Origin of the sequence: Bacillus litorisediminis (genome assembly GCF_022808645.1) — a bacterium.
GTDB lineage: Bacteria > Bacillota > Bacilli > Bacillales > JC228 > Bacillus_BF > Bacillus_BF litorisediminis.
Genome location: NZ_JAKZKT010000039.1, coordinates 1713 through 16845 on the forward strand (window position 1 = coordinate 1713; position 15133 = coordinate 16845).

Consider the following 15133-nt stretch of genomic DNA (forward strand, 5'->3'; position numbering starts at 1 on the left):
CCGTCGTTTTCACGAACTTTTTGCCATATCCATTTCTTCTATTGCTTGTTTCTTTTTCTCCCTTGTCGTTTGATTCATAGCCCAAATGATGGTTCATTTCACCTTTAAGCATCGACTGCAAACATAGGACCAAATATGTCTTTTTATGCTTCTTGCATATCTTCTACTGATTTAGGTTGGTACTGTTCGATAATCTTGTTAGCTAATTCTACGGAGTTCGGATCTCTTTTCAATTTCCCCATTGAAAACACTCCTTTAGCTTTATACTTATTATTCTATCAAATAAAAAACTGTGTGAGTAAGGAACCGTACGTATTCCTTACTTACACAGTTTATACTACACTCCCTCTTCCTCAAATGTAGTTGCTTTTTAAAATTCACTATAAATAAATATCAAAATTATTAAACCGCTGATTATAAACTTTAAGTAAATCATCTACAAATTTGTTGATAGAGATTTTTTCAAGTTCAATAGGAAAGTCGTTAGGTACCAAATTATCTTTTTTTAATTCATCAGTTGTATTGTATAATTTCGGTACCTTCGTACTAAAATCTACGATCAAGAGTGCACATCGTTCATACTTATGATGTTCTTTTGTGGGGTCTTTTCTACCATTAATAAAGTCAAAAAAACTAATATATTTTGCTATATTAGTAACGTTCTTTTTAAACTTTACTTCATTATTAACCATGGCGGCATCATCATACTCTCTTACAGGTATCATATATACTTCACCAAGGCAAAGGTTTGGGTTTAAATTATGGAGGTTTAGAGCTTCTGCGAAAGTCCTTTCAAATAAAGTATCAGCATTCTTTGCAAGGCTACTCATTTGGCTTCTGATATTAATTACTAATGTTTGTTCAGTAAGTTCCTTACCTAAATAACATGTAACATTTTCATGTAGTAAAGGACCCCAACTAATTTTTTCTTTAACGGGTTTAATATTTGTTGGTTTAACACAAATATCCTGATCTTTTTGCTTTAGTAATCCAGTAATTTTTAATTCAGGTTTACTTTGCCCCAGAGGAGGAAATATTTTCGATGGATCGATATGTGCCCTAATGAGCTCGGATTTAACTAATTCATGTAAATGATTTATTAATCCTTGAGATCTAATTAATGCTTCTTTAGCCTTTTGTCCATTACCGTATGGCTGTCCCTTTGTATTAACAGGTGATCCTTTTACGGTTGCGGTTGTAATGGATGTTTCTAGATCATTTTTCATATTTACTAAGGCAGTATTTATATCTAATAAGTAATTCTTTGCATTATAAATCACATTCTTCCCCCCATTTTACTAATCAATTACTATCTTATAAGTATAAACATATATTGTCAAAAAAAATTTGGTGTATGGTAAAATGAAGAAAAGTAGATTAAAGGAGATAATTATGTATTATATTTTTGTAGTTAATGATTTAAAAAATGATTTAAAAATTATGATGAGTTGCGAAGAAATTGTGGAAAAATTGTTAGATAAGAAGTATTGGTTGTTTAATGATAAATACCCGATTAGTAGCAGAGTAAAAAAGCTTAAACGATATGATAAAGTGTTATTGTACATGGCAGGGAATCATAGGAAATTTTTTGTGGCTTCATTTACTTTGGATGGTGAATCAAGGAATATAGAAGAGGTTATAGGGTTAGATAATAAATTTTATGACTTTTTTAGATTTGCGATTCCTATAAAAGATGTTAGAACTTTTGTACCACCTGTTTCAATAAATACAATAATAAACGATCTTGATTTTATAAATAACAAAAAGTATTGGGGTCTATTTTTTAGACAGTCAATGAAGGCTATTAGTGAAAAAGACTATATACAAATTATTAATAGTTCACAAAAAAAAGAGCAGTAATAAAACTGCTCCTAAAGTTCAAGTCCGTATTTTTTTATTAAAAAGTTATCAAGTTCTTTAGGGTCATTGCAAGATTCAACATAGTCTATTTCTTGTTCGCTCAATGGTGGTATAGAAAAATTTTTAATGTATTTCTTTTGGTAACAGTAATAACCTCCACTAATCATGTAACTAGTTAATTTAATATAATAATCCATAATTGTTGAATTTAATATTTTTACTAAAACTTTTAAACTAGGAAGAGTAGCGTGGAATATACTATCAGATGATATTCCATAAATTGCATACCCATTGTTAAATAAAGCTTGTTCTTCAAACAATGTAAACTTTGGTTTATCAGAATTTGTCGGTGATATTATTTTAGCCCCAAAGCTATCAAGAGCTTGACTTCTCCCATATTCGTACCATATAGAGACACTTGGATTACCACCGTTTCGAGTGTTAAGTTCTTCTCGAGTAGCCTGTAAATAAAAATAGGCCAATGGGTATTTTTCTTTTAAGGTATTTTCAGGGATAACTTTTATACTGCCATTGCTGTCTTTATAATAAGGATAAATTATTTGAACCTTTTTCTTTACACCCCCAGTATTATGGTCAATATTTGTGCCACCCTTAATTAAAGGAACTGTAATTTCTTTTTCAATTTTATATTCTTTTCCATTGTAATATTTAGTATAGAAATCACTTTTTTCATCTATTGAATCGTTATTGCTAAGTCCTATCATATATATGCCATCTTTTTGAGTAGCTATTCCCGTACTTATTTTTAAATTTAATCCAGCATTTTCTATCTTATATATATTTCGTTTTTCTACTTCATTTAATAAGTTAATCGTTTCTGAATTTATTTCACTGTAATATAAGTCTTTTAATGATTCATTTATATCAGTTAAGTTTTCACCTTTTAAATTTCTAACTATATTATAAGATAATTTTTCTTTATAACTTTTATCAAGTGTAATAATTGATGAATAAGTTTGTGCATTAGGAAACAGACGACAGTCTTTAAAGTCAATAACTTTCTTAATCAACTTTTGCTTGATTAGAAGCTCTCTAAGAGGCTGTGCAGATTTCATTTTAAGGAAGTAATTAGGTACTATATAGCTTAAAGTTCCCTCTTGTTTTAAATAATTTACTCCTAGTTCGATGAATGCGAAATAGATATTAATACTACCAGATGTTGTTGTTTTATAATTTGCTTTGAGTTTATTTCTAGCCTCAATTTTTAAATCCTGTATTTTAATATATGGTGGATTTCCTACAATACAATCGAAACCATTAATAACTTTTTCATTCTGAAACTTCTTTAGAGCATCTTTTTCGGTGCTATCATAGCAAACAATATTCAATTGAATTTGCTCTGTATCTATATATTCTCTATATGCAAGTAGTGTTAATAAGATTTTTGACCTTCTCACATTTTCCTCTAACAAATCCATTCCAAAAATGTTTTTCTCTATTATTTCAACTATATTTTTGGAGTTATCTCTATTAAATAACCGTTCGACGGCTCTAATTAAAAATGCTCCACTACCGCATGAAAAATCGCAAATTGTCGGATCTTTATAATGATCAACTGTTTCCGAAAGGATAAAGTCAACAATATAGTTTGGGGTATAAATTATTCCATTTTCTTCAGTCGTTTCTTTATTAAAAAGAGAATAAAAATAATCTTCAATATCTTTTAAAGTCCAAACATTTCTAATTCGTAATAATTCCTTTGCGATTTCTGGACAATGATCTTTAAGACAACTTTTCAAAAAGTTATTCTTGATCCCTTCAGGATTAATTCCTAACTGATTTAAATAAATCCTAATTAGTTCACTTTCTATTAATAACTCCTTTGGTTGTATACCCATATTAGTTTTTTCAACTTGTAATGTAGACAAATAATCACCTCATTCTCGATAATCTTTATTTTATAGGAAAGAAGAGTAAATATAAATACAAGAACGTTAGGGTTTGAATTAGAAAATATAACAAAACAGAACGCATGTTCCTTTTTTGATATTATATCATGATATGAACAAATGTGGTAATAATTTTTGAATATAAAATTACACATGTAACTAACAATGAAGAGGGGGTATTCTTGGTTAGCAATTTTAATTGAAGAAAAAGGGGGAGGTTCGACGAATCTAGAACCAATAGCACAAAACATAGATCATGGTAGTATAAAAAACATAACCATTTAAAATGGTTTATCAGTTATGAGTTATTTTATCGATGCTTTTTAATGATCGAATACTTGAGAGCAACAGAAAGACCTTCTGCATCTTCTTATCAGCAAGATAACGGTGTCTGTGGGACTAAAAGAATGGAGTACGATCCAGGAGATTAACGGGAATTTATGGATATTATGCCCATTGGCTTCTCCGTCATTTTCGGTATCTTTGATTGTCTGCGGCCGTGCCAATCTGATTTTCTTGTTGAAAAATCAACAGCTATCCTAGATCGTCTCAGATTACTTTTTTGTTTTTTATCCAAATTTTCAATTCCCATGTCAGCAGCAGCGGTTGCTAGATAGAGAAGAGAAATCGATGTGGCTCCTGCGGATTTTACCGTTAACAGGGGTACAGATCGCCACCGGCAAGCTATGGAATAGTTGGCTCTTATCGTGGGTGATTCTCTCCATCATTCAAAAACGATTTTAGGAATCTTGTTGGGATGGTCGTTCCAATATATGATCTACGGGCTTGTGTTAACGGCTCCGCTTCCATTGGCATCGTGGAATGGGAAAATGGATCGGGACAATCAGTGCAAAGTATAATCCAGCAAATCCGCAAAATCGATTAACGTTTGCTCCATCTCTTGTGCTTATTATATTATCGTACGTTTATTTATTCGTGTAGCTGATCGGTCTTGCCTTCATCGTGTTACCAGCACATACGTGATTTTTTCACAAACTAAGACTCCGTCGGGGGCTTCTTAGGATTTATGTTTAATATCTGTGCGTTCATTGTGGAAATGAAAGCAACATCCCAGCGTTGGGTATATTTTGGATGTGTAGGATTGGTGTTTGTTTCCTTAGACACGGCAGTCATCACCGTCCGATTAGCTGCCAAACGGTTTGATAGGGGAATTGAGATTGAGATGATTCAAGCAAACCAGTGGCGTAGATTGCGGTAATATAATGCCAGTTTGGTACCTCACCCCGATACCCAATAATTTCACCGTTCAGCTGATTATTATTGTTGTCGTGACCATATTATTTATTATCTCTGCTTGGACAGGATTAGGTAAAGGTATCAAGATTTTAAGTAACGCCAACATGTTTTTAGCGATTGCTTTATTAGTTTTAATGTTTATAGCTGGACCTACGATTTTAATTCTAAACATGTTCACTGATTCACTCGGCGGTTATATCCAAAATATTGTGCAAATGAGTTTCCGGATAGCTCCTTTAAATGAAGAGCATCGATCATGGATTAATGCTTGGACGATTTTTTATTGGGCATGGTGGATTTCATGGTCTCCGTTTGTCGGCATCTTTATCGCCCGTGTCTCAAGAGGCAGAACGATCCGTGAATTTATGATTGGTGTCTTACTGCTGCCTGCATTAGTGAGCTTTTTCTGGTTTGCTGTGTTTGGTACATCTGCCATAGAGGTTCAGAAGGCCGTTGTGGCTGATCTCTCGCAGCTGGCAACTGAAGAAGTCTTGTTTGCGATTTTTAATGAATCCTCCTGGTCAACGATTTTATCGATTGTGGCAATTACACTTGTCGGTACCTTCTTTATTACTTCAGCCGACTCTGCTACATTTGTTCTGGGTATGCAAACTACTTACGGATCACTTACACCAGCCAATTCTGTCAAAATCACATGGGGAATTGCACAGTCTACTATTGCATTAGTGCTTTTGTATAGTGGAGGGCTGCAGGCGCTCCAAAACGCGCTGATTGTCGCTGCATTTCCATTTTCAATTATCATGGTTCTGATGATGCTGTCGCTGTATAAAGCATTAACCAAAGAGAAAAAAGAACTCGGCTTATATTTAAAACCAAAGCCTCGTAACAAACAGCCTGTGCAAAAGCAGGAGTAGAGATTGGGCTAATTTGAAGCAAAGTAACTATTGTAGATGATTCATATGAGGTTGACCCACGCTATTTTGGGTCGCCTTTTTTTAAATTGCAAGAACACTAACGTTTCTAGCAGTGATAAAGGGAGGGCCCTTGTATACTAAGAGGGAAGCCGTGCATTAGGACCCGTGACTCGTGCATTCCAGCCATTTGTCATTCCTGTCCAAGGGGGAGTCCAGTTCTGTCAATAGACTATTTTCCTTTTGCAAGAATCCATTTGTTTTTCTACAAAAGTACGTACTTCATCATCTTTTTTTGATCACGAACTCCACATAATGGTTACCTATATAAAGACGAACCAATCCCCAGCTTGAAGTCCTGTTATCCAAACAACCTTATCTATCTGTTTCCAATCGTAAAAAATTTATTGCCGATACAACCCTTTTTTTCGATCGCACCACGTCAAATCTGTGTAAAGTAGAGGATAATAAAGATTACCAGAAAACTTATCATCAAAATATTCATAGTCATTGATAACTTCAATACGCCAAACCCTTACGTGAAAATGACCAGAATAATTCATTTGTCCAAAAATTCTTCTGAGTATATTCTCGGCTATAAGACAACCCATATAAAAGGAATGACTTTTTTCCTCTAAAATTCTTAACCAGGATAAACTCCTACCCCGATCCCCATCACAAAGAAGATAGCAATGCCACATTTATTACATTCGCCATACTAACACCCCACATTCTATATACAATAAAAATAGTGCACTTCTTCTTAAAGAAATGCACCCATTACTTTAAAGTATATTTCTTCAAAGCCTTACTTTAAATCGGTATTATACGGTGTAATATCTTTTTGCTTTCTAAATCATTAAAAAAGGGGTGAATCTTTCCTACGAACAATTTTTTAAATCCATTCTTCCATACCAACAATGAACTCATAAACAAAATCACCAGCAAAACCAATTAGCACTTACCGGCAATAATAAAAAATACCTTTAGTACAAGATTACCGGTAATAAACTGCTCCAAAAATGTAAGGTCCAAGTTAGTAATTAAAAAAATATTAGCTCAAAGAAACATCAATTTTATTTAACTTAAGAAAAGAAATCAGTTTCTGATCTCTTTCATTTGATCGTTTACCAATCCAAATTAAATGTCCCCATGAATCAAGTAAACTCATTTCAGAACCTGGTATATGTTCAAAAGCAAAATTAGGATGCTCTACCGGAATAAAACCGTCATTTTTACTATGAAGAATCAGGGTAGGACTCGTGATGGATTTTAAATCTTGTACCGTCAATTCCTTGGTTTGTTTGATATCAATCAGAAAACCATTACCCGACCGTTGACGGTTATTCATCTTTTTAAATTCCAAAACATCACTGTCATCAACATTTTGTTTAAGCTCCTGTTTCGAAAGGGAACTAAACTGCGGAGCCATCATGTTAAACATTAATTTTGAAAATAAACTGCTAAAAAAACCTAGCATCTTCCAAGTTGCCCCTTCAACAGATGGCCGAAAGATAATATGTGCTGCTTTATACTCCATATCTTTTGGGGTCAACCATTCCTTTGAAACCGCACTTTCTAAGGTTAGGCTTTTTACTTTTTCCGGAAACAAAGAGGAAAAGCGTATTCCTGTTGGGCCGCCAGCTGAAATAGCTATCACGTGAACCTTATCAATGTTAAGATCATCTAGCAATTTCACATAATGCTCACAAGCCTTTGTAAGACTTTCTCCTAACTCTTTTGAAGTTCTTCCGTACCCAGCTCTTGATGGGGTAATGATACAATAACCATTCTCCACTAAAGCTTTATACCCAAATTCTTCATTACAATTTGAGTGTCCTCCGTGAAATACAAGAACAGGTTCACCTTTTCCTATAACAGAATATTCAACTGCTAAACCATTTATAGAAACTACTTCGACTCTTCTTTCCACACTTCCATCTCCCTATTTTTAACTCAATATCTCTCTACTCCAATACTAACATAATATTCCAACAGTATAACTGAAACTTCGCACAAGAAAATATTGAGCAATTGCACACTTTTTCTTCCAAACATGTTATTGGAATATTATGTTCAACTAAAAGTAGAAAAAATAAGGAACCGGTATACATGGTAATTTTAATTGGTGGGGTTGGAGTACAGGTAAAACATTATTTGCACAAAGACTGCTAGAAAAATATCATATTTCCTATCTGTCTATGGATCATTTAAAAATGGGTCTGTATCGGGGGTTCAATTCTTTTTGTAGGACATAAAACCTTTATCAGCGGGAAGCCGATGAGGTTTACTAATGGAATGTAAAGAGACCGAAAGTGCCTGAATCAAAGCGAGCTAAAGAAATAGTTTGCTGGAGACAGGCACTTTTATGTTGTAATCAGGTCTCTAAATTCTGGAAAGAGGAAGCAACAAGCGTGCTTTCTCTTGTTATGTCCGGTCTTGTCAAAGAAAAGACAGCACATAGTAAGGAGATCACGACAATGAAACTTCCGACGTAAGCTGTATTGGTTACCGATTCAGTATGGTTTAATACGATCCCGCCAATTCCGGAGCCAAGCGAAATCCCGATTTGCAGGGCGGAATTATTAAAGCTTTGCTGGATATCGGACGTGGCTGGATCCGTTTGAATCAAATAGCTTTGTTGAGCTGGCGCAAGACTCCAGCTTAATGCTGCCCAAACGATCATCACCGGAACAAATAAGACAAGGGAAGAAGTCGCCAGCGGCAGCAAGCCTAGTACAATGGCAAAGGCACTGATGACGATGATGATGCTTTTACGGGCCCCAATCCAATCCGAAAGGGTTCCGCCAAAGGCTCCTCCACCTACGGCTGCAATGCCAAATACAAAATAACAAATACTCACCCAGGTTGAATTTAAATGAAGATCGTTTTCCAAAAATGGCGTGAAATAAGCGTAAAGGGTGTAATGTCCGGCTAGCATAAATAGGGTAGCCAGGTGGGCACTACCTATTTTCGCGCTGCCCACTGCTTTGATTTGTTTGGAGAGCGGCATTGTTTGTTCCCCTGGAATGCGCTCTAAAAATAGTGAAATCAGTGCCATGGACCCGATGGATAATACTGCAATCCCCAGGAATAGAACACGCCATCCAAATATATCGGAAATCAGGACTCCAACGGGTACCCCTAACACAAGGGATGAGCTAATACCCATATAAATCAGACCCAAGGCCTTTGCGCGATGAGCAGGGGCTGTGATTTTGGCAGCAATCGTTAAGGAAAGTACAACGATAAGGGCTGTACTGGCTGCCGTCAGCACCCTTGCAATCATCATGAAGGTAAAAGTTTGACTGAAATAGGTCATGATATTCCCTAGAAAGAATATGAACAAGGAAATCAGATATAATTTCTTACGCTCGATTTTGCTGGTTAACACGAGCAAAACTGGCCCTGCAATCGCATAGATCAACGCGAACACCGAGATCAGCTGTCCGGCAGTACTGATGGAAATGTTAAGGTCAGCAGCGATGGTCGGCAATATCCCGCCTACGATTAATTCAACTAATCCCACTGCGACAGTGGATAATGCTAATATAAAAACTTTTGCATTCATCTTCTGTTTTTCGTCCTTTCTTTATATAGAGACTATTAAATAAATAGGCTATGAGGGTCATTTGGGAAAACAAAAAATCCTGATTACAAAAAACGATGGACTCATTTTCTGTAGTCAGGATTTTATGGTTCCTGGTAGAGACCCTCCAGCCATATTCAAGAGGTTATACAGTAAAGATATTTAGTTTAGTAGATTCACTTTTGGAATTTTACTATGACTTATTCCATATTTCAAGTGTAAAATTTCTCTAATTATGGTGCCTGCCCCAACTCGTTAGCTACTTGTAATGATAGAATCTAAGGAGCTTAATGGAAAAAAGTTGAAACTTTATAGTAATAGTTTCGTATTAATACATGAAAATATAATTCCATGTTTTTTGCCATGAATGACATGAAATTGGAAATTAGACATAATGCTGATGACAATAAGGAGGATCATAGTTGGAAACGTTTTTAAAAGTTGATGATTTGAAGAAGTCATTTAAAGATGCACAGGTCCTTAAAGGTATCTCCTTTGAAGTGAATAAGGGAGAAATTATGGCAATTCTTGGACCAAATGGAGCTGGGAAATCTACAACAATACGTAATATTATGGGGATTATGTACCCGGATGAAGGCAAAATCACATTTCAAGGGAATACAGAGATCCCGCGCAATAAGATTGGTTATTTACCTGAAGAACGAGGACTATATAAAAATGTAAAAGTAATGGATATTCTTCTTTATTTAGCGGAACTCAAGGACTATCCTATAAAGAAAGCAAAGGAACGGGCCCTATATTATTTGAAGAAATTTGGTCTTGAAGGGAAGGAAAAGGCGTCTGTTGAGGAATTGTCTAAAGGAATGGGCCAAAAAGTACAGTTTATCGCCTCCATTTTGCATGAGCCAGAGTTTCTCATTCTTGACGAACCCTTTTCTGGGCTTGATCCGGTCAGTCAGGAGCTTTTTAAAGAAGAGATCAGGAATTTAGCGGCAAACGGTACTGCCATTCTATTATCCTCTCACCAAATGAACCTAGTAGAAGAAATGTGTGATCGATTGTTTTTAATCCACCGCGGACAAAAGGTTATTTACGGGTCCATGGATAATGTCAAAAAGGAATACGCCAATTTTAAATGCACGATTAAAGGGAATAATAGAGTAGAAGATGTTCAAGGGCTGCCAGACGTGCAACGGGTGGAACAAAAGGACGAAACGGTTATTTTGTATCTAACGAAGGATGTTGAGGTGGCTTCGTGGGTGAAAAATTTGCCGGAAAACTTGGAGATTCATGAATTGTCCATAGACCGAATATCCCTGCACGAAATTTTTATTGATATTGCTACAGATAAAAATATGCTAAAAGAGGGGGCAGAGACGAATGCGTAACTCGTTGAAAGTTGCAAAGTGGGAAATGAAACGAAATATGAAAAATAAATCCTTTCTCATCGGTTTGTTTTTAACCCCTCTTTTATTTTTGGGATTCATGTTGATTGGAAGTATTTTTGGGGATTCAGAAGGGGAGGAAGAACCTGCAACACGTGTCTTCATTCATGACAATCTTGGAGTAATCGCAGCACTTGAAGAAACAGTTGCAGCTCAAGAACTGAATTTGGAGATACAGCCTACTGACAAAAGTAAAGATGATATGATAAAAGAACTGGAGGAATTGGAAAATACCGCATACATATTCCTTGACGAATCTTCATTCGAACGCGGCGTATTTTCTGTTTATACGAGCGAGGACATCAGCCCGTTTTTTATGAATCAAATCCAAGTGTTAGCAGCACCTTTAAACATACTGCAAATGAAGCAATTGGGTTTAACAGATGAAGAGCTGGCTAGTGTTTCAAAAGGGATTGTATTTGAAGAGAAAACTCTAGATGAAGCAGCAGAAAACGAAGAAAATGCGGAATCAGTGTCAGGCGGAGAACCTTTCAAGCGTGTGATACCTGGGGCATTTGCCGGAATCATATTGTTATCAATTGTGTTCTCAGGAATGTATATATTCCAAAGTGCTTCACAAGAAAAGAAGGATAAGGTTGCAGAAATCATTTTATCCTCTTTGACACCTGCGGAATTGATGCAAGGCAAGATCATTGGATATTTTGGACTGGGAATGGTACAGGCGGTTGTATTTTTAGGTTTTGGTATTCCCGTCGCACTTTGGAAACTAGAAATCCCGCTATTTAAGTACCTATTAGTACCGGAGCTGATTTTATATGTGGCCATAGCTATTTTGGGATACTTACTGTTCTCTGCTCTTTTTGTAGGGGTCGGAGCCACAATGGCTGATATGACATCAGCGGGTAACTTTCAAGGCATGGTCATGATGCTTCCATTCCTTCCTTTTATGTTCATTGGACCAGTAGTGAGTGACCCGAGCGGTCTTTTTGCACAAGTGGGTTCATATATTCCTTTTACAGCACCAGGGGTATTATTGTTGCGTCTCACTTTATTAGAAAGCTGGCCGTGGATAGAAATCATGATTTCACTTGCTATTTTACTTGTGAGCATTTGGCTGTTTATGAAGCTTGCAGGTAAAATCTTTAAAACGGGAATCTTAATGTATGGAAAAAACGCTACCCCAAAGGAAATTTGGAAATGGTTGCGTGCCTAGAATTTCGGTGCCTGACTCCCTGCATGTTGAAGTTTGAACGTGCAGGGAGGAGGCACTTTTTTGATGGTTCTCGGTACCTGACTCCGATGCATCAACGTCAACGTACCAGGTACTATGCACTTGTTTTTGAGGTTTGCTAAAGAATTAACTTATTTAGCGCAGGACGACTATCCACCCTGATTAATCTTATCCCATTCTGTTTTCTTATACTTTACAAACTTTAGCAGACTGTTTATAAATTCGGGGTCATATTCACGATAATACTGTTCTTTTGCCCAAGCCCTTATCTCTTCGTATTCAGGATGGTTGGGATTATGAAAAATTTCTAAAAATCGGCTGTACCCAACAAATCCACCTACGTCTTCGGGAGGTGCAGTTCCTTCGCCGTCCACAAGGGTTGGATATCCGTAGTAATAGTCCTCCAGAATCTTCTCTAATGTAATGACTATCTGCCAATTATCACCGAAATCGTAGGTATAGTGAAGCTCACTGTACGCTTCTATGTATGGATCGATTTTAATACCAGTTGGTTTGCGAATAATGGTTTTTAATTGCTTTAGACGATTTTCCTCAAATTTCCTAAAATCAGGAGGTGTATTTAGCAGTCTTTCTTCTATTTCCTTACGATGCTTTTTGAAATATTGATGCTCCTCATAGGCTTCTTCATCGTTCGTAACCCTAATATTGTCTTTTGATAAATCAAACTCGAATAGATGGTAATCATGGAAATTAAAAACCATTTGAATCGTATCATGGAGCCGATAAAATGTAGCACCGGCTGGCATTTGCACTCTTCTCCAAATAAGCGGGTCAGAATCAATCATTTCAATCTTCATTTGGTAGGCTTTCATGAATACACCTCTTTCTCAAATCTACTATCTAGTATAGCACTCTGTGAAATTATTTTATCCATCTTGTAAGTGATATGGTACTGAGAAATATGCACTCTCCATTCGCTTTTCAAAACCTCTGGATACCACTTTTGGTGGAAGGAGGGAATGCCGATGGAATCAGTTGCAGCACTATTCGTGGCAATGTTTGCAGACGGCACTTTCTTAGTGTCATTGTTGCAGTACATTCGTGACTTAATAAACGATTAGAAAGAATTGAAAAAGAACAAAAAGGTTTTAGACAAGATATTGCTTTTGTTTCTAAGAAAATAGGTGGACATGAGTTTTATGTTGAATAGAATGACGAATCAATAGGTTGGAGAAAATCCATTTTTCCACATTTTGATGTTTACTCTGGACAATCCTCAAACATATACTTCTTCCAAAAAATCTATTTTTCAATTCGATAATTTACCGTTAAGAATAAGTAGAACTTTGTGCCTGCCTCCCGATACGTTAACGTTTTTTTACATGCTGAGGGCCAGCACTTTTTTGTATGATTTTACCTTTCCAAGAAATCGAAGTTTTTGATATGTTAGTAGAGATAAAATCAGAAAACGCTTTCAATTAAAATAAGGATTGTGTTTTCATTCTTGATATCTAGTAAAATAGGTGATGAGCAGAATTATGTTGGGGTTAGGTTATACCCTGGGAGGACAACCAATGATTACAGACAAAATTAGAGTAGAAAAAGATTTTCTAGGTGAGAAACAAGTGCCAGCGGATGCTTATTATGGAATCCAAACGCTTCGAGCGGTAGAAAATTTCCCGATTACTGGCTACAAAATCGACAAGAATTTAATTGTCGCGATGGCGATGGTTAAAAAGGCTGCTGCCTTAGCCAATATGGATGTTGGCAGGCTTTATGAAGGATTAGGAAAATATGTGGTTCAAGCAGCTGATGAAATTATCGATGGGAAATGGCATGATCATTTTATTGTAGATCCTATCCAAGGCGGAGCGGGAACTTCTATTAATATGAATACAAATGAAGTGATTGCCAATAGAGGTCTTGAATTGATGGGGAAGGATAAAGGAGACTACTTTCATCTAAGCCCCAACTCTGTTGTCAATATGGCGCAGTCCACCAATGACTCGTTTCCTACAGCGATTCACATCGCAACGATTCATTTGCTTCAACAACTCATTGAAACGATGAAGGATATGCATGATGTATTTGAAGAGAAAGCCGATGAATTTGACGATGTGATTAAAGTGGGCAGAACCCATCTGCAGGATGCAGTGCCTATTCGGCTTGGCCAAGAGTTCAGAGCTTATAGCAGAGCAGTAGGCAGAGACATGAAGAGAATTTCAAATACAATCGAAAGTCTGCTAGAGGTGAATATGGGGGCAACCGCTATTGGGACAGGCCTCAATGCAAATCCTGCATACATCGTAAAAGTAGTCGAGCATTTGGCTGAAATCACCGGATTGCCATTACGGAATGCAGAAAATCTCGTTGATGCAACGCAAAATACCGATGCCTATGTCGAGGTATCAAGTGCATTAAAAACCTGTATGATCAATATGTCAAAAATCGCAAATGACCTAAGGCTGATGGCTTCTGGACCGCGTGCAGGCTTAAACGAAATCAATCTGCCTGCTCGCCAGCCTGGTTCATCCATCATGCCGGGAAAAGTAAATCCGGTTATGCCTGAGATGATCAATCAAGTAGCCTTCCAAGTCATTGGCAATGACCACACAATCTGTCTGGCTTCAGAAGCCGGTCAATTTGAATTGAATGTAATGGAACCCGTGCTTGTCTTTAACTTGCTGCAATCCATTACCATTATGAACAATGCGTTCCGTGCCTTCACAGACTACTGTCTATCCGGAATCACAGCAAACAAGGATGCATTGGAAAAGAAGGTTGAACAGAGTGTCGGTCTTCTCACTGCTGTTAACCCTCACCTAGGCTATGAAGTCGTATCCCGCATTGCGAGAGAAGCCATTCTAAAGGGTGAATCCATCAGAGACCTCTGCTTAAAATATGATGTATTAACCGAGGAAGAACTAGATTTAATCCTGGACCCATATGAGATGACGAAACCTGGAATTGCCGGGGAAGCGTTGTTGGATCGGGATTGAAGAAATTTCCCGAGTAATATCTCATAAAAAAATCCTGGCTGCGAGCCAGGATTTTTTGTCAATGTAAAAGAAAAGCTTAATTTTCTG

Annotated in this window: 10 protein-coding genes, 2 pseudogenes and 1 riboswitch; of the genes and pseudogenes, 6 read left to right on the forward strand and 6 right to left on the reverse strand. The window is 36.6% G+C overall.

Annotation, left to right across the window (positions count from 1 at the left end; translation table 11 throughout):
- Both MLE14_RS17090 and MLE14_RS17095 read right to left on the reverse strand, forming a co-directional pair.
- Positions 1 to 251: pseudogene (locus tag MLE14_RS17090) on the reverse strand (transposase); the annotation flags it as partial.
- Positions 252 to 380: 129 nt separating this feature from the next.
- Positions 381 to 1280 (reverse strand): hypothetical protein, encoded by a 900-nt coding sequence (locus MLE14_RS17095; protein ID WP_243299628.1) that lies wholly within the window; start codon positions 1278 to 1280, stop codon positions 381 to 383.
- 82 nt (positions 1281 to 1362) lie between these two features.
- On the opposite strand from MLE14_RS17095, the gene MLE14_RS17100 reads away from it, so the two are divergent.
- Positions 1363 to 1860, forward strand: coding sequence for a hypothetical protein (locus MLE14_RS17100; protein ID WP_243299629.1), 498 nt, complete (start codon positions 1363 to 1365; stop codon positions 1858 to 1860).
- A gap of 11 nt (positions 1861 to 1871) precedes the next feature.
- On the opposite strand, the gene MLE14_RS17105 is transcribed toward MLE14_RS17100, so the two are convergent.
- Entirely contained in the window at positions 1872 to 3749 is a 1878-nt protein-coding gene (locus MLE14_RS17105; protein WP_243299630.1) for an Eco57I restriction-modification methylase domain-containing protein, read from the reverse strand.
- Between the two features lie 1048 nt (positions 3750 to 4797).
- On the opposite strand from MLE14_RS17105, the gene MLE14_RS17110 reads away from it, so the two are divergent.
- Both MLE14_RS17110 and MLE14_RS17115 read left to right on the forward strand, forming a co-directional pair.
- A complete protein-coding gene (locus MLE14_RS17110; RefSeq protein ID WP_243299631.1) occupies positions 4798 to 4989 on the forward strand; it encodes a hypothetical protein in 192 nt (63 codons plus the stop codon).
- A gap of 16 nt (positions 4990 to 5005) precedes the next feature.
- Positions 5006 to 5902: pseudogene (locus MLE14_RS17115) on the forward strand (BCCT family transporter); the annotation flags it as partial.
- Positions 5903 to 6953: 1051 nt separating this feature from the next.
- On the opposite strand, the gene MLE14_RS17120 reads toward MLE14_RS17115, so the two are convergent.
- Positions 6954 to 7832: an alpha/beta fold hydrolase gene (locus tag MLE14_RS17120; protein ID WP_243299632.1), complete on the reverse strand. Its 879-nt coding sequence runs from the start codon at positions 7830 to 7832 to the stop codon at positions 6954 to 6956.
- 444 nt (positions 7833 to 8276) lie between these two features.
- Complete coding sequence (locus MLE14_RS17125; RefSeq protein ID WP_243299633.1) at positions 8277 to 9470, reverse strand: MFS transporter; 1194 nt, start codon at positions 9468 to 9470, stop codon at positions 8277 to 8279.
- Between the two features lie 91 nt (positions 9471 to 9561).
- Positions 9562 to 9661, reverse strand: a riboswitch (purine riboswitch).
- Between the two features lie 249 nt (positions 9662 to 9910).
- Here MLE14_RS17125 and MLE14_RS17130 point away from each other — a divergent pair.
- On the forward strand, positions 9911 to 10837 hold the full coding sequence (locus MLE14_RS17130; protein ID WP_243299634.1) for an ABC transporter ATP-binding protein: 927 nt from the start codon (positions 9911 to 9913) through the stop codon (positions 10835 to 10837).
- Positions 10830 to 12068 (forward strand): ABC transporter permease, encoded by a 1239-nt coding sequence (locus MLE14_RS17135; RefSeq protein WP_243299635.1) that lies wholly within the window; start codon positions 10830 to 10832, stop codon positions 12066 to 12068. The genes MLE14_RS17130 and MLE14_RS17135 overlap by 8 nt, the downstream gene beginning before the upstream one ends.
- A 167-nt stretch (positions 12069 to 12235) precedes the next feature.
- Here the strand turns inward: MLE14_RS17135 and MLE14_RS17140 are convergent, their stop codons facing one another.
- Positions 12236 to 12919, reverse strand: a complete 684-nt coding sequence (locus MLE14_RS17140; RefSeq protein ID WP_243299636.1) for a plasmid pRiA4b ORF-3 family protein — start codon at positions 12917 to 12919, stop codon at positions 12236 to 12238.
- A gap of 702 nt (positions 12920 to 13621) precedes the next feature.
- Between MLE14_RS17140 and aspA the strand changes: the two genes are divergently transcribed.
- Positions 13622 to 15046 (forward strand): aspartate ammonia-lyase, encoded by a 1425-nt coding sequence (gene aspA, locus MLE14_RS17145; protein ID WP_243299637.1) that lies wholly within the window; start codon positions 13622 to 13624, stop codon positions 15044 to 15046.
- The last annotated feature ends 87 nt before the right edge of the window (positions 15047 to 15133 follow it).